The sequence below is a fragment of the Streptomyces odontomachi genome (assembly GCF_024435355.1).
Taxonomy (GTDB): domain Bacteria; phylum Actinomycetota; class Actinomycetes; order Streptomycetales; family Streptomycetaceae; genus Streptomyces; species Streptomyces odontomachi.
The window spans coordinates 245,939-271,604 of sequence record NZ_JAMJWG010000003.1; the positions used below are offsets into that span (position 1 = coordinate 245,939).

19 protein-coding genes, 7 tRNA genes, 1 other RNA gene and 1 pseudogene are annotated in these 25,666 nt (G+C 70.8%); 8 read left to right on the forward strand and 20 right to left on the reverse strand.

The window, feature by feature from the left end; genetic code table 11:
- Positions 1-264: 264 nt before the first annotated feature.
- Positions 265-1,107, reverse strand: a complete 843-nt coding sequence (locus NQO67_RS08965) for a DUF8083 family protein (RefSeq protein WP_255949154.1) — start codon at positions 1,105-1,107, stop codon at positions 265-267.
- A gap of 235 nt (positions 1,108-1,342) precedes the next feature.
- On the opposite strand from NQO67_RS08965, the gene NQO67_RS08970 reads away from it, so the two are divergent.
- Together NQO67_RS08970 and NQO67_RS08975 are read left to right on the forward strand one after the other, a co-directional pair.
- On the forward strand, positions 1,343-2,458 hold the full coding sequence (locus NQO67_RS08970) for a Leu/Phe/Val dehydrogenase (protein ID WP_255949156.1): 1,116 nt from the start codon (positions 1,343-1,345) through the stop codon (positions 2,456-2,458).
- A gap of 294 nt (positions 2,459-2,752) precedes the next feature.
- Positions 2,753-3,010: a DUF3073 domain-containing protein gene (locus NQO67_RS08975; RefSeq protein ID WP_255949158.1), complete on the forward strand. Its 258-nt coding sequence runs from the start codon at positions 2,753-2,755 to the stop codon at positions 3,008-3,010.
- Positions 3,011-3,212: 202 nt separating this feature from the next.
- On the opposite strand, the gene purM is transcribed toward NQO67_RS08975, so the two are convergent.
- The 6 genes and pseudogenes from purM to purS all read right to left on the reverse strand — a co-directional run.
- Positions 3,213-4,292 carry a phosphoribosylformylglycinamidine cyclo-ligase gene (gene purM, locus NQO67_RS08980; protein ID WP_255949170.1) on the reverse strand — a complete coding sequence of 360 codons (1,080 nt, stop codon included), beginning with the start codon at positions 4,290-4,292 and terminating at the stop codon, positions 3,213-3,215.
- 111 nt (positions 4,293-4,403) lie between these two features.
- Positions 4,404-5,930, reverse strand: a complete 1,527-nt coding sequence (gene purF / locus NQO67_RS08985) for an amidophosphoribosyltransferase (RefSeq protein WP_255949180.1) — start codon at positions 5,928-5,930, stop codon at positions 4,404-4,406.
- A 120-nt stretch (positions 5,931-6,050) separates the two neighbouring features.
- Positions 6,051-6,845, reverse strand: coding sequence for a maleylpyruvate isomerase family mycothiol-dependent enzyme (locus tag NQO67_RS08990; protein WP_255949182.1), 795 nt, complete (start codon positions 6,843-6,845; stop codon positions 6,051-6,053).
- 310 nt (positions 6,846-7,155) lie between these two features.
- Positions 7,156-9,414 carry a phosphoribosylformylglycinamidine synthase subunit PurL gene (purL, locus tag NQO67_RS08995; protein ID WP_255949625.1) on the reverse strand — a complete coding sequence of 753 codons (2,259 nt, stop codon included), beginning with the start codon at positions 9,412-9,414 and terminating at the stop codon, positions 7,156-7,158.
- A gap of 5 nt (positions 9,415-9,419) precedes the next feature.
- Positions 9,420-10,133, reverse strand: coding sequence for a phosphoribosylformylglycinamidine synthase subunit PurQ (gene purQ, locus NQO67_RS09000; RefSeq protein ID WP_255949184.1), 714 nt, complete (start codon positions 10,131-10,133; stop codon positions 9,420-9,422).
- 125 nt (positions 10,134-10,258) lie between these two features.
- Positions 10,259-10,516, reverse strand: a pseudogene (gene purS, locus NQO67_RS09005) (phosphoribosylformylglycinamidine synthase subunit PurS); the annotation flags it as partial.
- 444 nt (positions 10,517-10,960) lie between these two features.
- On the opposite strand from purS, the gene NQO67_RS09010 reads away from it, so the two are divergent.
- The 4 genes from NQO67_RS09010 to NQO67_RS09025 all read left to right on the forward strand — a co-directional run bounded on the left by NQO67_RS09010 (position 10,961) and on the right by NQO67_RS09025 (position 12,256).
- Complete coding sequence (locus NQO67_RS09010) at positions 10,961-11,287, forward strand: histone-like nucleoid-structuring protein Lsr2 (protein ID WP_255949186.1); 327 nt, start codon at positions 10,961-10,963, stop codon at positions 11,285-11,287.
- A 451-nt stretch (positions 11,288-11,738) separates the two neighbouring features.
- Positions 11,739-11,810, forward strand: a tRNA-Gly gene (locus tag NQO67_RS09015).
- A 100-nt stretch (positions 11,811-11,910) separates the two neighbouring features.
- Positions 11,911-11,983 (forward strand) — tRNA-Gly (locus NQO67_RS09020).
- A gap of 197 nt (positions 11,984-12,180) precedes the next feature.
- Positions 12,181-12,256, forward strand: a tRNA-Gly gene (locus NQO67_RS09025).
- A gap of 42 nt (positions 12,257-12,298) precedes the next feature.
- On the opposite strand, the gene NQO67_RS09030 is transcribed toward NQO67_RS09025, so the two are convergent.
- The 10 genes from NQO67_RS09030 to ffs form a co-directional block, all read right to left on the reverse strand.
- Positions 12,299-13,219: a phosphoribosylaminoimidazolesuccinocarboxamide synthase gene (locus NQO67_RS09030; protein WP_255949188.1), complete on the reverse strand. Its 921-nt coding sequence runs from the start codon at positions 13,217-13,219 to the stop codon at positions 12,299-12,301.
- Positions 13,220-13,584: 365 nt separating this feature from the next.
- Positions 13,585-15,105, reverse strand: coding sequence for a N,N-dimethylformamidase beta subunit family domain-containing protein (locus tag NQO67_RS09035; RefSeq protein ID WP_255949190.1), 1,521 nt, complete (start codon positions 15,103-15,105; stop codon positions 13,585-13,587).
- Positions 15,106-15,209: 104 nt separating this feature from the next.
- Positions 15,210-15,350, reverse strand: coding sequence for a hypothetical protein (locus tag NQO67_RS09040; protein WP_255949192.1), 141 nt, complete (start codon positions 15,348-15,350; stop codon positions 15,210-15,212).
- Positions 15,351-15,495: 145 nt separating this feature from the next.
- The gene (locus NQO67_RS09045; protein WP_255949626.1) at positions 15,496-18,033 is read right to left on the reverse strand and encodes a hypothetical protein; all 2,538 of its coding nucleotides are present in this window, start codon (positions 18,031-18,033) and stop codon (positions 15,496-15,498) included.
- Between the two features lie 542 nt (positions 18,034-18,575).
- Positions 18,576-19,889, reverse strand: coding sequence for a phosphoribosylamine--glycine ligase (gene purD, locus NQO67_RS09050; RefSeq protein WP_255949203.1), 1,314 nt, complete (start codon positions 19,887-19,889; stop codon positions 18,576-18,578).
- 134 nt (positions 19,890-20,023) lie between these two features.
- A tRNA-Arg gene (locus NQO67_RS09055) sits at positions 20,024-20,119 on the reverse strand.
- Between the two features lie 46 nt (positions 20,120-20,165).
- Positions 20,166-20,261: transfer RNA gene (locus NQO67_RS09060), tRNA-Arg, on the reverse strand.
- Between the two features lie 46 nt (positions 20,262-20,307).
- Positions 20,308-20,403, reverse strand: a tRNA-Arg gene (locus NQO67_RS09065).
- Between the two features lie 223 nt (positions 20,404-20,626).
- Entirely contained in the window at positions 20,627-23,209 is a 2,583-nt protein-coding gene (locus NQO67_RS09070) for a DNA polymerase III subunit gamma and tau (protein ID WP_255949205.1), read from the reverse strand.
- A gap of 135 nt (positions 23,210-23,344) precedes the next feature.
- An RNA gene (gene ffs / locus NQO67_RS09075) (signal recognition particle sRNA small type) lies at positions 23,345-23,439 on the reverse strand.
- Between the two features lie 74 nt (positions 23,440-23,513).
- Here ffs and NQO67_RS09080 point away from each other — a divergent pair.
- Positions 23,514-23,598 (forward strand) — tRNA-Ser (locus tag NQO67_RS09080).
- 92 nt (positions 23,599-23,690) lie between these two features.
- On the opposite strand, the gene NQO67_RS09085 is transcribed toward NQO67_RS09080, so the two are convergent.
- Together NQO67_RS09085 and NQO67_RS44775 are read right to left on the reverse strand one after the other, a co-directional pair.
- Positions 23,691-24,056: a hypothetical protein gene (locus tag NQO67_RS09085; RefSeq protein WP_255949207.1), complete on the reverse strand. Its 366-nt coding sequence runs from the start codon at positions 24,054-24,056 to the stop codon at positions 23,691-23,693.
- Positions 23,939-24,742, reverse strand: a complete 804-nt coding sequence (locus tag NQO67_RS44775; RefSeq protein ID WP_445195096.1) for a competence protein CoiA family protein — start codon at positions 24,740-24,742, stop codon at positions 23,939-23,941. Before NQO67_RS44775 ends, NQO67_RS09085 begins: the two co-directional genes overlap by 118 nt.
- Between NQO67_RS44775 and NQO67_RS09090 the strand changes: the two genes are divergently transcribed.
- Entirely contained in the window at positions 24,686-24,835 is a 150-nt protein-coding gene (locus NQO67_RS09090) for a hypothetical protein (protein ID WP_255949209.1), read from the forward strand. The two genes, NQO67_RS44775 and NQO67_RS09090, sit on opposite strands and share 57 nt — an antisense overlap.
- Positions 24,836-24,891: 56 nt before the next feature.
- On the opposite strand, the gene NQO67_RS09095 is transcribed toward NQO67_RS09090, so the two are convergent.
- Complete coding sequence (locus NQO67_RS09095) at positions 24,892-25,533, reverse strand: TetR/AcrR family transcriptional regulator (RefSeq protein ID WP_255949211.1); 642 nt, start codon at positions 25,531-25,533, stop codon at positions 24,892-24,894.
- Between the last annotated feature and the right edge of the window lie 133 nt (positions 25,534-25,666).

Here is a 25,666-nt window from a genome sequence, read left to right on the forward strand (position 1 = left end):
CGTCGCCGGGGCATTGCCCCAAAACCGGAGAGAAGGAGCCCTCTCTGGACTCCTTGTCCTATTTTGGCATGAGGAGTGGCGATGGGCGCAAGAGCCGTGAAAGTGCGGTCCGTCACGCTTGACACAAAGGCCCGGATCGGGGCGTCTGTCCCCTCTCCTGGTTCCGTCGCATCCGACAGTCCGCCCTGACGGGGTCAGACAGGACGGATCACACCGGATGCAGGACAGACGAACCAGCCGACTGACCGGTTCCCTTCGGAACCCTCAGTTCGCGGACTGGCGGTCGCGTACCGCCCGCCACCGCTCGACGAGGCGCGCGTACGCCTCGCCCGCCCGCTCGCCGTCGCCCTTGCGCAGCGCGTCGATGCCCTCGGCCACGTCGGCCGCCGAGTGGTCGTCGTCCAGGTGCTCTTGGGAGAGCGCGTGCACCAGGCCGCCGTAGTCCAGCTCCACCAGAGAGCGCGGGTGGAACTCCTCCAGCCAGCGTCCGACGTCGAACAGGCCGTCGATGAGCGGTCCTTCGTCGAGGGTCTCCTTGAGCGCCTTCAGACCGCGCGCCACGCGCCGGCGCGCCTGGACCATCGGGGTGCGGTAGCGCAGCACCGGAGGCGACTGCTCGGTGCCCTTCTCGAACGCGCGCTCGTCGTCCGAGACGAGCACGAACCAGTTCAGCGGGACCTGCCAGGTCGCCGTGCGGATCCAGGGGCGGGCGTCCGGGTTCCTGGCGAGCCAGCGTTCGTAGTCGGCGGCCGTCTGGCGGCGCACCACCGGCGGCAGCAGCGCGTCCAGCACCGGCTGCGAGAAGTGCCCGTCCAGCTCGTCCAGCGCCTGCCAGCCGCGCAGCCGGGTGCGCCACGGGCAGACGCACAGCACACCGTCGACGTCCGTCACGAACGCGTCGTCGCTCTCGTGCACCGGCACCGGCACCGGTGGGGTGGGCAGCAGGTCCGCCAGCGAGCGGCGCAGCTCGTCCTGGTACGAGGGCCGGTCCTGGCGCTCGGCATAGCGCGCCCAATGGCTGCGCTCCGGCTCGGGGAAGGCGGCCAGCGGCTCATACACGCGCAGGTAGGACGCGTACGGCACGATCAGCGAGGACACCTTGGGCACTCCTGCTGCCTCCCCTTACGGCCAGCCGGAAAACCCGGCGGGAAACTTGCGACAACCCTGCAAATCGTCCCATGCCCCCACGCCACGAGAACGTGATCCCCGGCACTGCCCGGGCGGCGGATCCGGTGAGGCTCTAGTCTCATGCCCAACAGGGGCCCATCGAGCTTCCACCGCCACAAGCGGGGGGCCCAGGCGCCCCCTCACCAACCGCCGCTACATACCGGGAGTCACCACAGTGACCTACGTGACCGACGGCGTCCTGCACACCCTGTTCGGCTCCGATCAGTACCCGGACCAGGGAGGCCATGAGCAGGTCGTGCTCTGCCAGGATCGGGCCAGTGGCCTGAAGGCCGTCATCGCCCTCCATTCGACCGCGCTGGGCCCCGCCCTCGGCGGCACCCGCTTCTTCCCGTACGCAACCGCGGACGAGGCCGTCGCCGACGCGCTCAACCTCTCACGCGGCATGTCGTACAAGAACGCCCTGGCGGGGCTCGACCACGGCGGCGGCAAGGCCGTGATCATCGGGGATCCGGAGAAGATCAAGAGCGAGGAGCTGCTGCTGGCCTACGGCCGGTTCGTGGCATCCCTCGGCGGACGTTACGTGACCGCGTGCGACGTCGGCACCTACGTGGCCGACATGGACGTGGTGGCCCGTGAGTGCCGCTGGACGACCGGCCGCTCCCCCGAGCACGGCGGGGCGGGCGACTCCTCGGTGCTCACCGCCTTCGGCGTCTACCAGGGCATGCGGGCCTCGGCCGAGCACCTGTGGGGCAGCACCGCGCTGCGCGGCCGCACGGTCGGTGTCGCGGGCGTCGGCAAGGTCGGCCGCCACCTGGTGGACCACCTGCTCGAGGACGGCGCACAGGTGGTGATCACGGACGTCCGCGCGGAGTCCGTGCGCCGGGTCACCGCCGCGCACCCCGAGGTGACGGTGGTCTCCGACACCGACGAGCTGATCCGCACCCCGGGCCTGGACGTGTACGCCCCGTGTGCCCTGGGGGGCGCGCTGAACGACGCGACGGTGCCGGTGCTCACCGCAACGGTGGTGTGCGGCGCGGCCAACAACCAGCTGGCCCATCCGGGTGTCGAGAAGGACCTCGCCGATCGGGGGATCCTGTACGCGCCCGACTACGTGGTGAACGCGGGCGGGGTCATCCAGGTGGCGGACGAACTGCACGGCTTCGACTTCGAACGGTGCAAGGCGAAGGCGGCGAAGATCTTCGACACCACGTTGTCGATCTTCGCTCGTGCACAGGAGGACGGCATTCCGCCGGCCGCGGCGGCGGACCGGATCGCGGAGCGCAGGATCGCCGATGCGGCAGGTTCCGGAAAGGGGCTCCACCAGCTCTGAGCCACCTGCTAGGGAGGCAACGGGACCACCTGCGTGGTGGGGGTGGGAGAGATCGCTCACCCCCACCGGCGGGTCGTGCCGCCCAAAGAGGCTAAAATTGCAGTTGACCAGCAAGTACAGGGTGACTCGCGGGTTACCTGCCAGGGCGCGTCCTGTGGGCGACGTACCGTATGAGCGCGGAAGCAGGTACGGTTGAAGCCCTACGGACGGTCTCTCTGTGAGAGTCCGTCCCAGATCATGAACGCGTGTCAAGACTCTGGGGCCGTTGAGCCCCGTCATCGAGGGGGTCGAGCCATGGGGCGCGGCCGGGCCAAGGCCAAGCAGACGAAGGTCGCCCGCCAGCTGAAGTACAACAGCGGTGGGACTGACCTCTCACGCCTGGCCAACGAGCTGGGCGCATCGACTTCGAGCCAGCCGCCGAATGGCGAGCCGTTCGAGGACGATGAGGACGACGACCCGTACGCACAGTACGCGGATCTCTACAACGACGACGAGGACGATGAGGACGAGGAGTCGTCCAACCCATCATCGTCCAACCGCCGCGGCGCTTGACTGCCGGGCTTCCGTTCCCGCAGGTCAGGCAGTTCTGAAGCGGACTTTTCGTAGCAACGCCGAGAGCCGCCCGTAACCTCGTGGCATAGGCACATCTCCCGGTCCAGGGCCTTGAGCCAGGACCGGGTTTCGTGCTGTCCGGGTATCCGTCCCCCTGGGTCCCACTCTCGCCGGCTCCCCCGTCTCCGTTTCTCCGTCCCGATCACGCCGCGTAGCCACCGGTGAGGGCGGCGCCGCTGGTGTGGGTGGTGTCGCGGGCGACGATCTCGCCCGCGACCCAGGCCGGCACACCACGCTCGGCGAGGGTGGCGAGAGCGGCGTCGGCGCCCGACTGCGGGACGACGGCGATCATGCCGACGCCCATGTTGAGGGTCTTCTCCAGCTCCGCCTGCTCGACCTCGCCGAGCCGGCCCACCAGGCCGAAGACGGGCGCGGGCGTCCAGGTGCTGCGATCCACAGCGGCGTGCAGGCCTTCGGGGATGACACGGGCCAGGTTGGCGGCGAGCCCACCGCCGGTGACATGGCTGAAGGCATGCACCTCGGTGGCGCGGGTCAGGGCCAGGCAGTCCAGGGAGTAGATCCTGGTGGGCTCCAGCAGCTCCTCGCCGAGCGGCCGGCCCAACTCCTCGACGTGCCCCTCCAGGGGCAGCCCGGCGACGTCCAGCAGCACATGCCGCACCAGCGAGTATCCGTTCGAGTGAAGCCCGGACGACCCCATGGCGATGAGGACGTCACCGCTGCGGACCCGCTCGGGGCCGAGCAGTTCATCGGCCTCGACGGCGCCGGTACCGGCGCCCGCCACATCGAAGTCGTCGGGCCCGAGCAGCCCGGGGTGCTCGGCGGTCTCACCGCCGACGAGGGCGCACCCGGCGAGCACACAGCCCTCGGCGATGCCCTTGACGATGGCGGCGACCCGCTCCGGGTGGACCTTGCCGACGCAGATGTAGTCGGTCATGAACAGCGGCTCGGCGCCGCAGACCACGATGTCGTCCATGACCATGGCGACCAGGTCGCGCCCGATGGTGTCGTACACGCCGAGCCGCCGGGCCAGGTCGACCTTGGTGCCGACGCCGTCGGTGGCGGAGGCCAGCAGCGGCCTGCGGTAGCGGGCCAGCGCGGAGGCGTCGAAGAGGCCGGCGAAGCCACCGATGCCGCCCAGCACCTCGGGCCGCCGGGTCTTCTTCACCCACTCCTTCATCAGCTCGACGGCACGGTCGCCCGCTTCGATGTCGACGCCCGCGCTGGCGTAGCTGGTGCCGGGGGTCGCCGGGGAGTCAGACATGACGGAAGGCCTTCGCGTGTGGGTCCGGACGTCGGATCGTCGGTTCTTGGCAGGGAGTGAACGGGGACGGGGTGCGAGTCCGCTGAAGAGGGGCCCGCCCGCCCTGGGCGCCTACGGGCGGCGCAGCGCCTCGGTGGCGGCGGTGTCCGCCGGGCCGGCGGCCAGCTCGGTCTCCAGCAGCTGCTTGCCCAGCAGCTCGGGGTCGGGCAGGTCCATGGGGTACTCGCCGTCGAAGCAGGCACGGCAGAGGTTGCCCTTGGGGAGGGTGGTGGCCTCGATCATGCCGTCGATCGAGATGTACGCCAGCGAGTCGGCGCCCAGGGAGGTGCCGATCTCGTCGATCGTCATGCCGTTGGCGATCAGCTCGGCGCGGGTGGCGAAGTCGATGCCGAAGAAGCACGGCCACTTCACCGGCGGGGAGGAGATCCGGACGTGCACCTCGGCGGCGCCGGCCTCGCGCAACATCTTCACCAGCGCACGCTGGGTGTTGCCCCGCACGATCGAGTCGTCGACGACGACCAGACGCTTGCCCCTGATGACCTCCCGCAGCGGGTTCAGCTTCAGCCGGATGCCGAGCTGGCGGATGGTCTGGGAGGGCTGGATGAAGGTCCGGCCGACGTAGGCGTTCTTCACCAGGCCGTTGCCGAACGGGATGCCGGACTGCTCCGCGTAGCCGATCGCCGCGGGGGTGCCGGACTCGGGCGTGGCTATCACCAGGTCCGCGTCGGCCGGGGCCTCCCTGGCGAGGGTGCGGCCCATCTCGACGCGGGACAGGTACACGTTCCGGCCGGCGATGTCGGTGTCGGGGCGGGCCAGGTAGACGTACTCGAAGACGCAGCCCTTGGGCTTCGCGGCCGCGAAGCGAGTGGTGCGCAGTCCGTTCTCGTCGATCGCGACGAGCTCGCCCGGCTCGATCTCGCGGACGAAGCTGGCACCGCAGATGTCGAGCGCCGCGGTCTCGGACGCGACCACCCAGCCCCGCTCGAGACGACCGAGCACCAGGGGGCGCATGCCCTGCGGGTCGCGCGCCGCGTACAGGGTGTGCTCGTCCATGAAGACCAGGGAGAACGCGCCCTTGACGACCGGCAGCACCTTCGCGGCGGCGGCTTCGATGGTCATCGGCTTGCCGTCGTCGTCGACCTGGCCGGCGAGCAGCGCGGTGATCAGGTCGGTGTCGTTGGTGACGGCGGCCCGCGAGCTGTGGGTCGTCTCCTGAGGCAGGTCGGCGACCAGCTCCGCGAGCTCGGCGGTGTTCACCAGGTTGCCGTTGTGACCGAGCGCCGTCGAGCCGAAGGCGGTGGCGCGGAAGGTCGGCTGTGAGTTCTCCCACACCGAGGCACCGGTGGTCGAGTAACGGGCATGCCCGACCGCGATATGGCCCTGGAGAGAGCTGAGAGAGGTCTCGTCGAAGACCTGGGAGACCAGTCCCATGTCCTTGAAGACGAGGATCTGCGAGCCGTTGCTGACCGCGATTCCCGCGGACTCCTGGCCGCGGTGTTGAAGGGCGTAGAGCCCGAAGTACGTAAGCTTCGCGACCTCTTCGCCCGGAGCCCAGACACCGAAGACGCCGCAAGCGTCCTGGGGGCCCTTCTCACCGGGGAGTAGGTCGTGGCTGAGTCGTCCGTCACCACGTGGCACGCCACCGAGTGTAGGCGAGATCGACCACTGGTCCGAATTGGGGATGGCGGAGGGGCCCGTTCCGTCACGGTGGGTGAGGGACGGGTGACGTGCGGATGACCCGGCCGGGTGCCGTCCCCTTCAGCTCATCACCGGCAGCAGCTCCCCGAGGTCGGACCGCTCCCCGCTCGCGCTGACCCGTCCCTCGTCGACCTCCGTACGCCACCGGGCGCGGCCCGTGGCGAGCCGTATCCAGGTCAGCGGGTCGGTCTCCACGACGCTGGGCGGGGTGCCGCGGGTGTGCCGGGGGCCGGGGACGCACTGCACCACGGCGAACGGTGGGATGCGCACCTCCGTCGATGCGCCGGGCGCCTTGACGGCGAGCGTGTCGGCCAGCATCCGGGTGCAGGTGGCCAGCGCGGTGCGGTCCAACGGGATGTCGACCCCGGTGGCGCGCGCGAGGTCGTCCGAGTGCACGATCAGTTCGACGGTGCGGGTGACCAGGTAGTCGGTCAGGCTCATCGCGCCCGCGTTGGTGGCGACGAGGCGCTCGGGAACGTCCGTGCCGAAGCGGTCGGCGAACCGGGCGGACGTCTCTTCGTACAGCGCCCCGAGGTCGGACTGCGCCGCGGCGAAGGCGCGCGTGCCCTCGTCGACGGCGGCGGCACGCGTCGCGGTACCGAGAGCCCAGTCCGCCAGGCCGGTCTCCCGCTTGGCCGGCTCGGGCGCGTCCAGGGCACGCAGGATCGCCCCCGGGGCCATGGTCAGGTGCACCGCCAGGTCCCGTACGGTCCACTCCCCCAGGTGCGCGGGCCCGGCGAGCTGCTCACCGGTGAGGGCACGCACGGCATCGTGCACATGCGCGAACTGGGCGCGCACGGCAGCGCGGGTCTTCGCGGGGTCGTAGCTGCGAGGTTTCCGCGTGGCGGGAGGCATGGCAGGAGGGTAGCCGGGGGGTGTGACAGTCGGGGGTTGCCGACCCCCGGGACGCCCTCTGGGCGGGTGGGCGCTTCGCGCCCTGAAAGGGGCGCGGGGAACTGTGCGACCGGCCACGACGCGACCTTGCGGTCGCCACCGGCCCGAAGGGGCTGTTTCTGTCGTGTCCGGACCACCGGCCGGTGGCCGGTTGCTCGCGCAGTTCCCCGCGCCCCTCAGTGGGCACCGTGGGCGTCAGGCCCCGACTTGGCACCCCGGGCCGTCAGGCCCCGGCGTGGGCCGCGGGGGCGGGCGGCCGGGGCGGCCGGGGTCAGGCCAGCAGCGCCGGAATGGTGGCCTCGTGCGCCGCACGCAACTCGCTCAGCGGCACCGTGAACTCACCCTGGACCTCGACCCCGTCACCGTCGACGACCCCGATCCGGGTGGCCGGCAGCCCACGCCCTGCGCACAGGTCGGTGAACCGGGCCTCGTCGGCGCGCGGGACGGCAACGACCGCGCGCCCCGCCGACTCGGAGAACAGGAAGGTGAACGCGGACAGGCCGTCCGGCACGACCAGGCGCGCCCCGTGGCCGCCGCGCAGGCAGGACTCGGTGACCGCCTGGATCAGGCCGCCGTCCGACAGGTCGTGCGCCGCGGCGATCATGCCGTCCTGGGAGGCGGTGATGAGGACGTCCGCGAGCAGCCGTTCACGCTCCAGGTCCACCGCGGGCGGCAGCCCGCCGAGGTGGCCGTGGACGACCTGGGACCACGCGGAGCCGCCGAACTCCTCGGCCGTGTCGCCGAGCAGGTACAGCGACTGCCCTTCCACGGTGAAGGCGCCGGGCGTACGCCGGGAGACGTCGTCGATCACACCGAGCACGGCGATCACCGGGGTGGGGTGGATGGCCGCTTCGCCGGTCTGGTTGTAGAGGGAGACGTTGCCGCCGGTCACCGGCGTGCCCAGGGTCTGGCAGCCATCGGCGAGACCGCGGATGGCCTCCGTGAACTGCCACATGACGTCCGGGTCCTCGGGCGAGCCGAAGTTCAGGCAGTCGGACACCGCGAGCGGGCGTGCGCCGGTGGCGGAGACGTTGCGGTACGCCTCGGCGAGGGCGAGCTGGGCGCCGGTGTACGGGTCCAGCTTGGTGTAGCGGCCGTTGCCGTCGGTGGCGAGGGCGACGCCGAGGCCGGTCTCCTCGTCGACCCGGATCATGCCGGAGTCCTCGGGCTGTGCCAGCACCGTGTTGCCCTGCACGAAGCGGTCGTACTGGGTGGTGATCCAGGACTTGGACGCCTGGTTCGGGTGGGCGACCAGCTGCAAGACCTGCGCGCGCAGTGCTGCGCCGTCCTGGGGCCGCGGCAGCCGGGCCGCGTCGTCGGCCTGGAGGGCGTCCTGCCACTGCGGGCGGCGGTACGGGCGGTCGTAGACGGGGCCCTCGTGCGCGACGGTGCGGGCGTCCACGTCGACGATCTTCTCGTCGTGCCAGAAGATCTCCAGGCGGTCGCCGTCGGTGACCTCGCCGATGACGGTCGCGATCACGTCCCACTTGTCGCAGATCTCCAGGAACCGCTCGACCTTCTCCGGCTCCACCACGGCGCACATGCGCTCCTGCGACTCGCTCATGAGGATCTCCTCGGGCGAGAGGGTGGAGTCCCGCAGCGGTACGACGTCCAGGGTGACGTGCATACCGCCGGAGCCGTTGGACGCCAGCTCGCTGGTGGCGCAGGACAGGCCCGCGGCACCGAGGTCCTGCATGCCGACGACGAGCTTCTCGGCGAACGCCTCCAGGGTGCACTCGATGAGCAGCTTCTCCTGGAAGGGGTCGCCGACCTGCACGGCCGGGCGCTTGGAGGGCTTGGCGTCGTCGAACGTCTCGGAGGCGAGGATCGACGCGCCGCCGATGCCGTCGCCGCCGGTGCGGGCGCCGTAGAGGATGACCTTGTTGCCGGCGCCGGAGGCCTTGGCCAGGTGGATGTCGTCGTGCCGCATCACGCCGACGCAGCCGGCGTTCACCAGCGGGTTGCCCTGGTAGCAGGCGTCGAAGACGGTCTCGCCGCCGATGTTGGGCAGGCCGAGGCAGTTGCCGTAGCCGCCGATGCCCGCGACGACGCCCGGCAGGACGCGCTTGGTGTCGGGGTGGTCGGCGGCGCCGAAGCGCAGCGGGTCGACGACGGCGACCGGGCGGGCGCCCATCGCGATGATGTCGCGCACGATGCCGCCGACGCCCGTGGCGGCACCCTGGTAGGGCTCCACGTACGACGGGTGGTTGTGGGACTCCACCTTGAAGGTGACCGCGTAGCCCTGGCCGATGTCGACGACGCCGGCGTTCTCACCGATGCCGACGAGCAGGGCGTCGCTGTGCGGGGCCTTCTCGCCGAACTGGCGCAGGTGCTTCTTGGACGACTTGTAGCTACAGTGCTCGGACCACATGACCGAGTACATGGCGAGCTCGGCGCCGGTCGGCCGGCGGCCCAGGATCTCGCGGATCCGTTCGTACTCGTCCTTCTTCAGACCCAGCTCGGCCCACGGTTGCTCGATGTCGGGGGTGGCGGCCGCGTGCTCGACCGTGTCTGTCCTGTGCGAGGGCATGGCACTCATGCGGAGATCAGGTTCCTGAGGATCGAGGTGAAGAAGGGCAGTCCGTCGGTGCGGCCGGTACCGACCAGCGGGTCCGAGGCGTGCTCGGGGTGCGGCATCAGGCCGACCACGTTGCCCTCGGCGTTGCAGATCCCGGCGATGCCGCGCAGGGCGCCGTTCGGGCCTGCGTGCTCGGCGGGCGGGTAGCCGGTGAAGCCTTCGCCGACGTAGCGGAACACGACCCGGCCCTCGGCCTCCAGCTCGTCGAGGGTGCGCTCGTCGGCGACGTAGCGGCCGTCCATGTTCTTCAGCGGGATATGGATCTCCTGCCCCGCCGTGTAGTCGGTCGTCCACGCGGTGGTCGCGTTCTCGACCCGGAGTTTCTGGTCGCGGCAGATGAAGTGCAGGTGGTCGTTGCCGAGCATGGCGCCGGGCAGCAGGTGGGCCTCGGTGAGGATCTGGAAGCCGTTGCAGATCCCGAGCACCGGCATGCCGGACCTGGCCTGCGCGATGACCGTCTCCATCACCGGAGAGAAACGGGAGATCGAACCGGCGCGCAGATAGTCACCGTAGGAGAAGCCGCCCGGCAGCACGACCGCGTCGACACCGGAGAGGCCCTTGTCCTTGTGCCAGAGCGCGACGGGCTCGGCACCGGCGAGCCGGATCGCGCGCTGGGTGTCCCGATCGTCGAGACTGCCGGGGAAGGTGACGACGCCGATACGGCGGCTCATTTTCCTTCTCCCGGCGTGGAGTTGCCTGCGTTTGCTTGAGCAGCGGCGGCGTTCTGGGCGTTCGCGTCAGTGGTGTTCTGCGGGGTTGCCGTGTTGTTCGCGGTCTTCGCGTTCTGTGCGTTCCCGCTCGCGTCGGTGAAGTCCTCGATCTTGACGTCGAAGTTCTCGATCACGGTGTTGGCGAGGAAGGATTCCGCGAGTTCCCGGATCCGGGTGAGGACGATGTCGTCGACGGGGCCGTCCACTTCGAGTTCGAAGCGCTTTCCCTGACGTACGTCGGAGATCCCCTCGAAGCCGAGGCGCGGCAGCGCACGCTGTACGGCTTGCCCCTGGGGGTCGAGGATCTCCGGCTTGAGCATGACGTCGACTACGACGCGTGCCACGGGCACTCCCGGGTGTGGTGAGGCTGAGCAAGTACGTTCAGACTACCCGCACAGAATTTCTACGCGGGTAGATTTGTAGCTCGCGACGAAGCACATGACGAACACCACAGCGCCCCGTGACCCGCGTGCCGCCTTGCCGTACGGCGCCCGCCGGGTCAGCCCACCCGGCTCGGACGGCGCTGACCTGGCCCGTCTCAGGCGGCGATCGCCCCCCGACGCAGTCACGCCGGCGTGCGCCACCGAAAATTCCGGGAAAAATCGCAGATCCACAATGAAGCCGGACAGCCGGTCCTGGACACGCTGAACGTTTTAGCCGGACTTCCCAATTCAATGCCAAGCACTGTACAAAGGAAATGGCATAAGTCGATGCTTAGCCCCTGGCAGCCGGACAGTCGTCATCACCGCACGTCAAGGCAGTGATGTCGCACGAAGGGACCGATATTCGTGGCACAGCGTGTTGTGGTCACCCTCTACGACGACATTGACGGAGACGAGGCGACGGAAACCATCACCTTCGGTCTGGACGGCAAGTCGTACGAGATCGACCTCAATCCAGCCAATGCCAAGAAACTGCGTAAGGCCCTGGCACCGTACGTGCATGCCGGCCGCAAGGCGGCCCGCGCCGTCAAAGTGGCCAAGACGCTGAAATACACCTCTCTGACCCCGGACCCGGCGGCGGTACGCGCCTGGGCGCGGTCGCACAAGATGGAGGTGCCGCCGCGCGGACGCATCCCGAAGAAGGTCTACGAGGCGTTCGAAGCGGCGAACTGATCTCCCGGCGTGTCGCCTGCCGGCAGGACGCTCCCGGTGGCCTGCACCGGCTCCCTGGCACACCGATTTCCGGTACGCCGGTCCGGGTGAGTCGCCCTCCTGACGCGTCCGTCTCCCGCACCCCGGTGGACCCGTCCCGCTTGCCGACCCGTCTCCCGACGAATTGCGGTGAGTCCTGACGAACCGATTCTCCGGGACCGCCGGCGGGCGCCGGGGTGGCCACACGGCCGGCCTCCGGTCGCCGACGGCGGCAGTCCCCAACGGGCCGCCACATGGGCGGACTTGCGTCGGCGACGACGCGGTGGGGGCACCGGAGGCGCCGGGATCCACGGAGCATCGCAGCGGTGCCGTGCGGGCGACTTGCGCGGCACCCCTGCTGATCAGCTAGAGTCTGGAGCACACCGAGCGGTGAACGGGCCGAAAGGCCGGATTCATCACCTCGGAGTGTCTTGCGGGTGTAGTTCAGTAGTAGAACACCCCCTTTCCAAGGGGGAGGCGCAGTGTGCAATTCCTGTCACCCGCTCTGCATCAGGCATCGATCCGAAGCTGTGGCTTCGGGTCACTCCTGTGGATCAGGTAAGCTTGTGTGCGCACCGACCAGTGGAAGCTGGTTCGGATGCAGTGCGGACGTAGCTCAGTTGGTAGAGCGCAACCTTGCCAAGGTTGAGGTCGCGAGTTCGAGCCTCGTCGTCCGCTCGGAAAGAAGCCCCGGTTCATCGCCGGGGCTTCTTTAGTGTGCATACCTGGATCCCCCAGGCCGTGTGGCCCGGCTCGCGCAGCCACGTGGTTGGGTATAGTGACTTCTCGCCGGTAAACGGTGTACGCCCGGGTGGTGACGGATCGGGGGTACGCAAGCCGTGAAGCGGTGCGCGGCCGTGAGCAGTCGGTCGTCTGCGGACGTAGCTCAGTTGGTAGAGCGCAACCTTGCCAAGGTTGAGGTCGCGAGTTCGAGCCTCGTCGTCCGCTCCACGAAATCCCCCGGTGGCCCGGCCACCGGGGGATTCGCCATTCCTACGCCCCGTTCGCGCCCTTGGGCGACCAGGCCAGGCCGGTCAGCCGCTCGTACGCCTCCACGTACTTGGCGCTCGTGGCCTCCCTCACGTCCTGCGGCAGCTCCGGCGGCGGCTGCTCGCTGGCGCGGTCCCAGCCGGACTCCGGCGACGTCAGCCAGTTGCGTACGAACTGCTTGTCGTAGGACGGCTGCGAGCGCCCCGGCTGCCACTGGTCGGCGGGCCAGAAACGGGAGGAGTCGGGGGTGAGCACCTCGTCCGCAAGGACCAGCGTGTCTCCGTCGAAGCCGAACTCGAACTTGGTGTCCGCCAGGATGATCCCGCGGTCCCTGGCGATGTCGCGGGCCCGGCTGTAGACGGCGAGCGTCGCCTGGCGCAGCTGGGCGGCGGTGTCCGCACCGATCTGGCGGGCCACCTCCTCGTACGAGACGTTCTCGTCGTGCTCGCCGACCGCCGCCTTCGTCGCCGGGGTGAAGATCGCCGCGGGCAGCTCCGAGCCGTCCGCCAGGCCCTCCGGCAGTGCAAGACCGCACACCGTCCTGCTCTCCCGGTACTCGAGCAGACCCGAACCGGTCAGGTAGCCGCGTGCCACGCACTCCACCGGCACCATCGCGAGCGACCTGCACACCAGCGCCCGACCCTCCCACTCGGCCGGCGCGGCAGCGGGGAGCTCGGTGCTGATCACATGGTTCGGGGCGAGGTCGGCGAGCTGGTCGAACCACCACAGGGAGAGTTGCGTGAGCACCCGGCCCTTGTCCGGGATCTCGGTGGGCAGCACCCAGTCGAAGGCGGAGATGCGGTCGCTGGCGACCATCACGAGATCGCCCGACCCGGTCTGGTACAGGTCGCGCACCTTGCCGGTGTGCAGATGCACCAGGCCCGGCACCTGGAGCGGCTCGGGCTTGTCGACGAATCCGGACACGGTTCCTCCCGTGCTTGAGATGTACGGCGCCCGCGGGCCGTCGCTGAGCATCGTGGAACGGGCGGTGGGCCCCCGTTCATCATGAACGGTCTGGAGGACATCGCGGGTGCGTGGACGGTCGTGGACGGTCCGCACAGCCATGAAGGATCCACACAGCCATGAAGGTTCCAGCCGACCGTGGACGTTCTGAACAGCAGTGGACGGACGAGACGGCCACGGACGGTCTCGTCCGGCCACGAACGGTCCACACGGGCACGGACGGTCATGGACGGTCATGGACGGGCCAAGCGGCTCAATTCTCCTTCACCCGTCCGCCGCCACACGGCCCGGGGGCGTCTGCGGGTGCAAAAGGCCGATCGGGGGTCTCAGTCCCGCTTGCAGATACGGTCCAGCAGGTTCGCCGTGGCGCGCTGGATACGGGGGTCGACATGGCCGGGGCGGTCGAGCGCCGGGGACCAGGCGAACGTTCCGGATGCGAAGACGAGAGCGCCGGATGGTGCCCGGTACAGCGATGTCTCCTGGTGCCGCAGGGCGCCGTCGGTGTCGCGGTACGGGGAGTGCGCGAGCAGGATGCGGCGCAGGTGCTCGGGCAGCCGGGTGCGCGGGAAGTAGCGGTCCGCCTCGCCTGCGACGAGACCCGGGAGCTCGTCCCCCTCGTGCGCGCCGGTCGCCTCCCACAGCCAGTGGTCGGCGTTGCGCACCACGAGCGGATGCGGCTCGGGGACGCGGCCCGCGTACTGGATGCCCAGCAGCTGCTGCTCGGAACGGTCGACCTCCCGCCACAGCGCCGGCCGCCCGGGGCCGCGGCGCTTGCGGCAGGTCAGCAGCCGGTCGGGCACCCCGGACGGCGACGGGCCCAGCTCGACCTGCCAGTACATGGTGTTCGCGGACAGGAACACCAGCGAGGTGCCGCGGTCACGGGCTTCCTCCGTGGCCCGCCGCATGTTGGCCGACCAGTACTCGTCGTGGCCGGGGAAGACCAGCCCGCGGTAGCGGCCCGGGTCGATACGGCCGGCGTGCAGGTCGCGGGTGTCGGCGTAGGCGAGGTCGTAGCCGTAGCGTTCCGCCCAGCGGATGAAGTCGTAGGCGTGCCCGACGTGCAGCGGCAGGCCGGCGCCGGCGTACGGGCGGTCGAAGGAGACCGTGACCGCGGCGTCCTCCTCGCCGAGCAGCCGGCCCCGGTGGTCCCACGCGTGGTAGAGGCTGGCGCCGGTGTGACCGTCCTCCGGGTAGAGGTTGTACGCCTGCCAGGTGACGTCCGGCAGGAGCAGCAGCAGGTCCGCCGGGCGGTTGTCGCGGACCGTGAAGGGGATGTGGGACCGGTAGCCGTCGACGGTGGTGAGCACCGCCACGTACGCCCCCACGCTCCACTGCGCCGGGATCTGCAACCGCCACGACAGCCACCAGTGGTGGCAGGAGACCGTGCGGTCGGCGGTGAGCGGGGCGGGCTGCACGATGCCGGAGAGCCGCGGACTCGTGCCGATCTTCGCCGCGCCGTCGCCCGCGTAGTGGCCGATGCGGTAGATGTCCACGTTGAACTGCTGCGGCGGGTCGACGGTGACGTGGAAGTCGATCGCCTCACCCGGGGCCGCGGCGCCCGGCGAGACGAACCCCTTGATCTGGCGGTGCACGTCATCGGCGGTGCGCGGCCCGGTGGCCGGGCGCTGGTGGGGGATGTTCGCGGCACCGGGGGCCGGGGCGTGATCGACGTACCAGGGGACGACATGGCCGGTGTCGTCGAAGTAGTTCTCACTGCCGCGCAGCCAGGGCAGCGGACCCTGCCCGAAGGGATCGGTCACGGCGTGCGCCAGTGCTCCCGACTCCCAACGGCGGATCGGCTCGCCCTGCCGTCCCACCCCGCCGGCTCTCAGCCCGTTGGATCCCATGTGTGCTCCCCTCCCTCGTCCCCGGCCCGGCGCACCGCGCACCCGGCGTGCGGGCGCATGCGCCCGGGTGTACGAGCGCGATGCGCCTGCGCGAGGGCGTGTGGTCACGCCTGCGCGTGCGGGTGCGTGTCGAGTGCGGCCGGGTCCTGGTGCGCCCGTACGTACTCGTGGTGCGCCTGCGTCGGTCGGGCCTGCGCCCTCGTCGTACGCCCGCATTCGGCGTACGCGCGTGCTGTCGCGTGCACGCACGTGTCCTGTGCACGCATGTGTCATGCGGGCGGTCCGACCTCCGCCGGACTCAGCACATCACACTACGCATGCGAGCCCTAACGGTTCGTCGCTACGGAAGACGCCAAGGACGTCTTTCCGTGTTGTTGACGTTATTGACCTTTAAACGAGACGTACTGGTTTTTCGGGACGAACACCGATACGGGTGAGCCAGCCGCGCAAAGGTTCGGGGTCGCCGTCCTCGATCAGGGTCAGCACATGCGGCCCGAGATCCGCCGCGCGCTCGCCGTCGACCAGCAGGGACGGTCCGTCGAGCCAGTCGAGGCCGGGGGCGGCGCCGGCGGTGTCGACGGCGGCGCAGCAGACCATCGCCGTGACATGGTCCGCGAGCAGCTCACGGCCGGTGCGGGGCGGCTGCATCGGGAAGAGCGGGAGCATGCCGTCGTCCCACAGCGCGTCCTCGGGCCGTCGCCCGCCCGCACCGGCGGTCTGTCCCGCCCGCTGCTCCTGCTCCTGGCGCACGGCCTCCTCCCTGGCCAGCTCGGCGCTGAGTCCGGCGGCGAGCGCGGCGGCGGGGGTGGGGGGTGCGGCCGGGGCGGTCTGGGTGGCGGGGGTGGTCCGGGTCGCGAGTGCGGGGGGTGTAGGGGATGTGGTCGGTGCGGGAAACGGGTCACTGGGGGCGGTTGGAGCGGTGGGGGGCGCTGTTTCGGGGGCGGGTTTCTTGGTGGTGACGGTGGGTTCCTCGGTGTGGGAGGCGGCGCCTCCGACCGCGTCCTCCACTCCGGCGGCTCCGGCGGCGCCCGCGTCCGAGATGGCGTGCCCGGGCGGAGCCGTCAGGTGCTCCAGCACGCGGGCCAGGCTCGACCCGGACCCGGAGCCGGACCCGGAACCGGAACCGGCCCCGGAGCCAGAACCGGACCCGAACGGGAACGGGTCCGTGGCCCGGCCCAAGGCCGCCGACGCCGACGCCGACGCCGACGCGGCACCATGCCCGGCGTCCGCAGCCGCCCCGTCGCCTGCCCCCGCCTTGCCGTCGGCTCCTGAGGTGACCGCGGCTCCGGCCGGCTGCCGTATGCCCAGGGAGTCGAGGACCCGGTGCAGTCGGGCGGCGTCGATGCGCCATTTGCGGTCGACGATCTCCGCGGGGTACGCCTGCCAGTCCACCGGCGCCCAGTCGGGCCCGGGCTTCGCGGGGCCGCCGTGGAAGAGCCGGGCGGCAAGCAGCGATGCGGCCTCGTCCACGCTGCCCGGTTCCTCCAGCAGATCGCAGGCGGGCCGCTCGCCGAGCCGGGAAGCGAAGCCTTCGGCGAGCCGGTCGCGCCGGGACAGCTCGGTGAGGGCGGCCACCACGCCCGCGTCCAGCCGCGAGGGCCAGCGCCCCATCCGCCAGGCCGGCAACGCCACCCTCGTCAGCAGCCGGTCCCACCCCGCGTACGCGAGCCCGACCTGCTCCTGGGCGACGATCCGCAGCCCGTAATCCACAGCCTGTGCATGCCGCGCGGCCGCCGCGGCCACGCCGCGCTCCATCTCGGCCGCGTGCACCCGGCACCCGCGCAACAGCAACCGGGCGGTCCAGCCCGCGCCGCGCAAAACGGTGCCCACCACAGGGCCGCGCCCCGGCGTCGTGGCGACGGCGACCGCCGCGTCAAGGCCGCGTACGAAGCGCCGGGCGGCGGCGATGTCCGGGTGCGCCGACGGTCCCGTACCGGCGACGACGGGAGCGAGCACCGCGCGTAGCTCGTCGACTCGCATCCACCACAGGAAGGGAGAACCGATGACCAGCACGGGAGCGGCACTACTGCGGCGCCTCCATGCGCGGAGCGCACGGGTGCGGCGGGGGGCTCGGGGGGCGCCAGGAGCGCCGGGCGCACCGGTCGTGCGCCGCCTGGCGGTCCCCAAGCCGCCACGTCGCCAACGATGCCCGCGGCGGCTGCGCGCGCCTGGTTCGGACCAGAGGGCTGCGCCGGGTGCGGCGGCCGCGGCGCCGATTCCGGTGGACTGCTCGTCGGATCGACTGGTGTCATCGGGGGCGCCGGAACCGCCGGAGCAGCCGGAATCGCCGGAACCCCAAGATCCTCCCGGTCCTCCCGGTCCTGTTGCCCCTGCCGGTCCGGGGGCGTGGTGGAGTCCGTCTGCCGGGTCGCCCGGCCAGTCGCGGTCGGGGTCATGGTGCCGGTCCGCGTCGCCGTCGCGGCTCCCGTCCTGGTCGCGGCCTCGGTCCGCCGCCGAACCGTGCGCCGGGTCCTGGGCTGAGCCGTGTGCGAGGCCCTCCATCAGGTCCTGAGCCGGGTCCTGCGACGCCGGGTGGGTGCGGTCCTCCAGCCAGCTGTCGCAGTCCGGGGTGAGGGCTATGGCGGACGGTGCGGGGACTTCGAGCCGGTCCGCCAGGTCACGAACCAGCTGGTACAGATCGGGTGCCGCGGCCTCGGGGATGGTCACGGTGGGGCTCATGGCGGGGCGGGCCCGCGCCACGACGAGCCCGAAGACGACCGCAGTGACCAGCACCACCAGTGCAAGCGCGGTCACCACCCAGCATGCGGCGGCCCAGCCCGCGCCGCCGAAGTAACCGGTGGAACGGCCGACCTGTAGCACCACGGCCACGGCGGCAGGCAGCAGGGCGACACCCGCGGCTCTGCCACGGACACGGAGCAGGGCCAGAGCCCGCGAGCGCGCAGCCCGCGCACCGGCCTGCGACGCCATACCGGACACGTCGGATGTCACCCCCTTCTGCCGCTTCTCCGCTGCCCGCCCGGCGTGCGCTGCCCCAGCCGCCGCGGACGGACACCCATGGCATTGCTCACTCCCCCACTGTGGCACCCGCCACAAACATCGCAATGTCAGTGGGGCCAAGTGCCGGAATGCTTGCGCCGCACCCTAGTTGGGGCCCTGATACCCGTCAGCCAGATGGTTCAGTGGTCACTCGATGGAATGGCTTTGGGTAAAGCCGGGTGACGGATGGGGGTGTGGCGGGGCAGGGTGTCGCGCCCCGGCCGGCGAGGTCGCCGGAGGTCGTCGTGACGGCCGGAGGCACCTCAAGGCACCTCGAGGCGCTTCGGGCGCTTGAGCGCTGCGTTTGAACGCGTTTGAACGCGTTTGGGTGTGCCTAGACGCGTCTGGACGCGTCTGGACGCATCTGAACGCGTCCGGCGGAGCGACTGGCTGCGAGCTTGCGGGCTGCGGGCTGCGGGCTGCGGGCTGCGGGCTGTCGAACGAAGCAGCTTGCCTCCACGTCTACGCCGTGCCTACACCCGCGTTTCCGCCTTCGCCGCCTCTGCCGCCTCTGCCGCCTTCGCCGCAATGTCGGTGCGGTGCTGGGAGCCGTCGAGGCGGATCCGGCCGATCGCGGTGTACGCGCGTACGCGGGCCTGCACGAGGTCCGCGCCGGTGGCCGTCACCGAGAGCACCCGTCCGCCCGCGCTGACCACGTGCGCACCGTCCTGTCGCGTGCCGGCGTGCAGGACGTAGGCGTGCGGCCCATCCTGGTTCGCGACTTCGGCAAGCCCGTCGATGGGATCGCCGGTGCGGGGCGTGCCCGGGTAGTTGTGCGAGGCGACCACCACGGTGACCGCCGCTTCGTCGTTCCAGCGCAACGGCGCGAGTTCGTCGAGGGTGCCCTTCGCCGCGGCAAGCAGCAGGCCGGCGAGCGGGGTCTCCAGGCGGGCCAGCACCACCTGGGTCTCGGGGTCACCGAAGCGGGCGTTGAACTCGACGACACGCACCCCACGGGAGGTGAGGGCGAGCCCCGCGTACAGCAGTCCGGAGAACGGCGTGCCACGCCGCCGCATCTCGTCGACGGTGGGCTGGAGCACCGTCTGGAGGACGTCGTCGACCAGCTTGGGGTCGGCCCAGGGCAGCGGAGAGTAGGCGCCCATGCCGCCGGTGTTCGGGCCGGCGTCACCGTCGAGGGCGCGCTTGAAGTCCTGGGCGGGCTGGAGCGGTACCACCGTGGTGCCGTCGGTGACCGCGAAGAGCGAGACCTCGGGACCGTCCAGGTACTCCTCGATGACGACCCGGCCCTCGGGCTTCTCGGAGCCGGAGGGCGTCCCCGTGCAGGCGCGTGCGTGCGCCCGGGCGGCCTCGATGTCGTCTGTGACGACGACGCCCTTGCCGGCGGCGAGTCCATCGTCCTTGACGACGTACGGCGCTCCGAACGCGTCGAGGGCCTCGTCGATCTCTTCGGGGGTGGTGCAGACGTAGCTGCGTGCCGTGGGCACCGCGGCGGCCGCCATCACCTCCTTGGCGAACGCCTTGGAACCCTCCAGCTCGGCGGCCTGGCGCGACGGCCCGAAGCAGGGGATGTCCGCGGCTCGCACGACATCGGCGACCCCGGCGACCAGCGGCGCCTCGGGGCCGACCACGACGAGCCCGACGCCGAGCTGCTCGGCGAGGTGGGCCACGGCGGCGCCGTCGAGGGGGTCGATGGCGTGCGTCTCTGCGATCTCTGCGATGCCCGCGTTACCGGGGGCGCAGTGCAGGGCGGTGACGCCGGGGTCGAGGGACAGGGAGCGACACAGGGCGTGCTCACGCGCGCCGCTGCCGATAACGAGGACCTTCACGGCAGTCAGCGTAACCGCCGAGCGATGGCGCCCGATACGCGCTCGTCTCACCCTTCGATACGGCTCGTCTCATCCACCCGGTCTCCCGAGGCGGAAATCCTGCGACGCCGACGAACGGCCGACGTGGCAGGCGGCGGAGAGGGCAGGATTCGAACCTGCGCGGACCCAAAGATCCAACCCACCGAGCCGAAGCCCGAAGGTCCCCGATAAACCACTCCGGGCACCTCTCCCAGTCCCAACATTCCCAGCCCAGCCACCCACACAAGACCAGACCAGCGGAGAGGGCAGGATTCGAACCTGCGCGGACCCAAAGATCCAACCCACCGAGCCGAAGCCCGAAGGTCCCCGATAAACCACTCCGGGCACCTCTCCCAGTCCCAACAATCCCAGCCCAGCCACCCACACAAGACCAGACCAGCGGAGAGGGCAGGATTCGAACCTGCGCGGACCCAAAGATCCAACCCACCGAGCCGAAGCCCGAAGGTCCCCGATAAACCACTCCGGGCACCTCTCCCAGTTCCTGCGTTCCCGGCCCGGTCTTCCGTTCTGGTCTCCCGTGCCGTTCACAAGAAAGAGAATGGCAGGTCGGGCTGACGTCCCTCTGACGTTGCCCTGACAGGCGATCAGATCCTGGTCAGGGCAGGTCCGGGCAGGGCAGGGCAGGACAGGTCCGGGTCGGGTCGGGTCCGGATCAGGTGGGTCGGGTCGGGTCCGGGTCGGGGTCCTGAGAGGTGCTGCTACTCGGTGACGTACTCCTCCACGACGGTGGCGCCCAGTTCGCGCACGATCAGGTCGTGGCCGGAGAGGGCGGACTCGTCGAGGTCGGGGTCGTCGTCCTCCGGGATGTCGTCCTCGGGGGCGATGGGGGGAGGGGCGTAGGGCTCCGGTGCATGCGACCGGGTGTCGGCACCGGGAGGTCCCGAGGGCCTGGGACCGGAAGGTGCCGCGCCGCCGGGGCCTCCGGGGGACCCGCCGGCGTGGGGCCCGGCGCCGCCCGATCCGGACCTGTCGGCCTCGGGTGCCGGTGGCTGTGCGGGCCCCGGGGGGAACGACGGAGGGGTCGACTGACGCGGGGCGGGACGCATGCCGCCCTGGGGTCCACCGGAGCCGCCGGCGGCGGGCGGTGGCGCGGTCCCGCCGGACGGGTCGACGATCGCCTCGATCTGCCACTGCACCCCGAACTGCTCGACGAGGGCTTGGCGCAGTACGTCCTCGCTGCCGCTGCCTGCGAAGTTGTCCCGTGCGCCGGAGTTGACGAAGCCGACCTGGAGCGTGGTGCCGTCGAAGCCTGCGACGTGTGCGTTCTGGCTGAGGAGGATCCAGGTGAAGCGGCGGCGGTTCTTCACCGCCTCGAGGATGTCGGGCCACAGGGTACGGGGATCGAGTCCGCTGGCGGCACCGGCGGCGGGACCGACCGGCCCGGCACCGTACGAGGCAGAGCCGGACGGGACCGGAGTACCGGTGGGCGTCGATCGGCCGGCGCCCCAGCCCGAGCCCGCGGACGCCCCCGGGGCGCCGGAGGGCCCGGCGGCACCGGTCGGACGGGCCGAGCCGGTCGATGGGGTCGATGGACGTGAGCCGCCGCCGGCGGTCGCCGCCGTGGGCCACCCGCCGGGTCGCCGTGCGGTGCCCGCGACACCGGCACCGGCACCGGAGCTTGAGTCGCCTCCCACGCTCTCCGTCCCCGGGCCGTTCGCGCCACCGGCTCCGTACGCGCCCCCCGGGCCGTGCTCGCCACCGCCGGCCGCCCCTGAACCGGTGGGTCCGGCAGCAGGTCCGGCAGGTCCGGTGGGTCCGGCAGGCCCGGAGGCACCGCCAGCGGCCGGCGTCCCGGGACCGGGGCCGCCCTCGTCGGGCGCGGTGGTGCCATGCGACGCGCCCGCTGCGGACGGAGGCGATCCTGAGGCCGTGGGCCCGTGCCCCAGGCGCTCACTGCCTGCGCCGGGGCGCTCCTCGCCACCGCCCGCCGCACCAGGCCCAGCGCTGCCTGAGGGGCCACTCGCACCGGCGTTCCGCACAGCGGCCCGTGCCGCCTGGGCGCCGCCGCCTCCGGAAGTGCCGCCTGACGGGGGTACGCCCCGGGCCCGCTCGGGATCCGGAGAGTGCGCGCTGGGGCCGGGCACGTATCCCATCGCGGGACCCGCGCCGCCGGGTGCGAAGTGACCGCCGCGCTCGATGCGGTCGAGCCGGGCGAGGACGGAGCGCTCGTCGTCGTACGCGGCGGGCAGCAGGACGCGGGCGCAGATCAGCTCCAGCTGAAGGCGGGGCGCAGTGGCGCCGCGCATCTCGGTGAGCCCCTCGTTGACCAGGTCGGCGGCCCGGCTGAGCTCGGCCGCGCCGAACGCCCCGGCCTGGGCCTGCATGCGCTCCAGAACGTCCGCGGGGGCGTCGATGAGCCCCTTCTCCACCGCGTCCGGCACGGCCGCGAGGATCACCAGGTCGCGTAGCCGCTCCAGCAGGTCGGCGACGAAGCGGCGCGGGTCGTTCCCACCCTCGACGACGCGGTTGACCACCTCGAAGGCGGCCGCTCCGTCGGCTCCGGCGAAGGCGTCGACGACGGAGTCGAGCAGCGAACCGTCCGTGTATCCGAGCAGTGCCGTCGCCATCGCGTAGGTCACGCCGTCCGCGCCGGCGCCGGCCAGCAGCTGGTCCATCACGGACATCGAGTCTCGTACGGACCCGGCACCGGCCCGCACGACGAGCGGCAGCACGCCGTCCTCGACGGGGATCTTCTCCCTGCCGCACACCTCACCGAGGTAGTCGCGCAACGTCCCGGGCGGCACGAGCCGGAACGGGTAGTGATGGGTACGCGACCGGATGGTGCCGATGACCTTCTCCGGCTCCGTGGTCGCGAAGATGAACTTCAGATGCTCGGGTGGCTCCTCGACGACCTTCAGCAGGGCGTTGAACCCGGCCGAGGTCACCATGTGCGCCTCGTCGATGATGTAGATCTTGTACCGGCTCGCCGCAGGCCCGAAGAAGGCCTTCTCCCGCAGGTCACGCGCGTCGTCGACACCACCATGGGACGCGGCGTCGATCTCGATCACATCGATGGAACCCGGTCCGTTCCTGGCCAGGTCGAGGCAGGAGCGGCACTCGCCGCACGGTGTCGGCGTAGGGCCTTGCTCGCAGTTCAGACAGCGCGCCAGGATCCGCGCGGAGGTCGTCTTGCCGCAGCCGCGCGGGCCGCTGAACAGGTACGCGTGATTGACCCGGTTGTTCCGCAGCGCCTGCTGCAACGGGTCGGTCACATGCTCCTGCCCGATGACCTCGGCGAACGACTCCGGGCGATAGCGGCGGTACAGCGCGAGAGACGACACGACTACGAGGTTAATGCCGCCCACCGACAACACCCCGCCCCCGCGAACGGCCGGCGCTCCCGCGCGCCCGGCACCAGGGCCTTGCCGCCCACCCACACCAGGGCCTCAGTCCGCTGCGCTACGCTCCCACGCCACGCAAACGCCCCCCACGCACCCGCCAGAGCCAACCTACCCTTGCTGCCTTCCGGCCCTGGGGGAGTTCAGTCAGATAGCGCCGCGTGAGGGGCTGGCCCCAACCCTACCCGATGCCAGGGGCCTGGAACGAGTTCGCTCCCACACACGGCCGTCATGTAATGTTTCCGCCGGAGGATTCGCCTAGAGGCCTAGGGCGCACGCTTGGAAAGCGTGTTGGGGGCAACCCCTCACGAGTTCGAATCTCGTATCCTCCGCCCAGCTCTCACCGGGCTGTACAAGGGCTCCGACCGCTCAGCGGCCGGAGCCCTTGTTGTTGCGTGGTTGCAGTTTTGGTTGCAGTTCCGGGCTATCGCCCGTTGAGCACCGCTCGGCACACACTGCAGTACATGACGGCGTTACGCCCGTAGCGCCGCATCAGCTGGCCGCAGCCGGCACACGCCCCGAGTTCCCACGGCGGGCACCCCAGTGCGACGGAGGCAGCAGCACGCTCCACGGGGGTGATCCGCATCAGGTCGTGGGAGCGCTGGATCGGCAGGCGGGACAGCGTGAAGCCGCCGGTCGGCTGGTCAAGATCGCGGAGAGGCCGGCCGTCACTCACGAACCAGCCCTCTTCTCCTGCCCGACAGATGCGGTCGATCTCCTGCTCGGCAAAGGTGATCGAGTCGTCCTCGTCTTCGGCCGGGACTGTCGGCAGAGGGGTCTTCTCGCCCACGAGTTCCTGCCACAGCGCGCGGTCGTCAGCGGAGACCCACATGTGCCGGCCAGCGCGGCCGTTCCCACGGCTTGGCACGTAGACCGGGACGCTCTCCCCCGTGGCGCTCCGCAGAACCAGGTCCTCGATGTAGACCGGATTCCGCTGCGGGAGGCACAGCGCGGGCACGAACCAGTCCGCGTGAATCGCGCCACAATGGCCAGCGCCCTCACTGCTGAGACAGTGGTGTTCGCTGCTCGGTACACACTTCCAGACTTCGAGGTGTCGGTACCGCTGCGGATCACCATCTCCTTGCCATCGGCGATATCCCTCCACGGCATGTCGTCGACGCGTGCCCAGGGCGCCCGGTCAATCAGGGAAGCAGTCCGGTCCTTCGCCACCCACAGCGGGGTGATTCCGTGCTCTACGGCGTTGACCGAGCGTCGGTGCACGCTGCTGGGACTGATGTGGTGGTATTGGATCTCCCACCCGATCCGTTGGCCGTTGGGCCCTGTTACGACAGCGTCGGTGACGCTCCGCCGGTTGGCTAAGGGGACCTCGGCCTCAGAGTCCAGCCCGTGCCGCGCTGCGGTCTCGACGACTCGTTCCTTCGTGGCCTTGTGCTGTGCGCTTTCCGCCGGAGTCGGCCTGTGCGTAACCGGGAGGTGGGCGCCAAGGACGTCGCCTGGAGGCTCATCGGCGGCCACCTGTCGCGCAGGAACGGCAGCTTCCCGCTACTCTCCGCGGATATCCGCTGGGTGTACAGCCGCGAAGTCGCGCCCGATCCGGCCGATGTCTGAGCCCGAAACGCTTAGTGCCGCATCAGACAACCTATGCCCGGTTGTGCCGTTGCGACCTACGCGCTCCTCGGATCGGGCGCTTGGGTCCGGACTTGTGCGGTCGAGTCTTCGTTGCTGGTTCCGTAGGCGGCCATGAACATGTCGAGCAGTCCGTCGACCGCGTCCTCGTCGATGGGGCGGGTCGACAGCAGGCTGCGGTAGTACAGCGTGCCGCACAGCACCTCGGCGGCGAATTCCAGATTCGCTTCCGCGACCAGTTCACCGGTGCGCTGAGCGCGGACGATCCGGTCGAGGGTGCTCTGCTCGACGGTCGCCAGGAAACGTTCGTGCAGGGTCGCCCGCAGCGTGGAGTCGGACTGCGCCTCGGCGATGACGGCACGGTAGACGGGGCCGATCGGCGGGCTGGACAGGGCAAGGCCCGAGTGAAGGAACTGTTCGCGCAGATCCGCGCGGACGTCCCCGGTGTCGCGGTAGTCCAGGTCGCTGGTCCACACGCGACTGAGCGCGTCGAGCAGCAGCGCTGACATGGACGGCCAGCGCCGGTAGATCGTGTGTTTTCCGACCCCGGCTCTTCGACCGACCGCCTCGATGCTCAGGCCCGCGTAGCCGACCTCCGCGGCCAGATCGAGGGTTACCTGCAGCAGTCCTTCAGTGCGCGCGGCGCCTCGGCGCCTCGGCGTGGCGGGCGTGTCGGTCATGGCGCCATCGTAACGGCACTGGGCGTGCCGTTGACAATGCCGGGGGCTCCGCGCAGTATTCAGACTCGATCGGCACGCAGCGTGCCGTTCTCGGGTGCGGCGGCATGTGACCGCCCGTACGTCGACGATCCAC

Coding starts and splice junctions, on each gene's coding strand:
- purQ (WP_255949184.1), bottom strand. CDS start 10,133: ATGAGCCGCCGTATCGGCGTCGTCACCTTCCCCGGCAGTCTCGACGAT.
- purM (WP_255949170.1), bottom strand. CDS start 4,292: ATGTCTGACTCCCCGGCGACCCCCGGCACCAGCTACGCCAGCGCGGGC.
- NQO67_RS09035 (WP_255949190.1), bottom strand. CDS start 15,105: ATGGGATCCAACGGGCTGAGAGCCGGCGGGGTGGGACGGCAGGGCGAG.
- NQO67_RS09045 (WP_255949626.1), bottom strand. CDS start 18,033: ATGGCGTCGCAGGCCGGTGCGCGGGCTGCGCGCTCGCGGGCTCTGGCC.
- NQO67_RS08990 (WP_255949182.1), bottom strand. CDS start 6,845: ATGCCTCCCGCCACGCGGAAACCTCGCAGCTACGACCCCGCGAAGACC.
- purL (WP_255949625.1), bottom strand. CDS start 9,414: ATGCCCTCGCACAGGACAGACACGGTCGAGCACGCGGCCGCCACCCCC.
- NQO67_RS08975 (WP_255949158.1), top strand. CDS start 2,753: ATGGGGCGCGGCCGGGCCAAGGCCAAGCAGACGAAGGTCGCCCGCCAG.
- NQO67_RS09095 (WP_255949211.1), bottom strand. CDS start 25,533: ATGACCGACACGCCCGCCACGCCGAGGCGCCGAGGCGCCGCGCGCACT.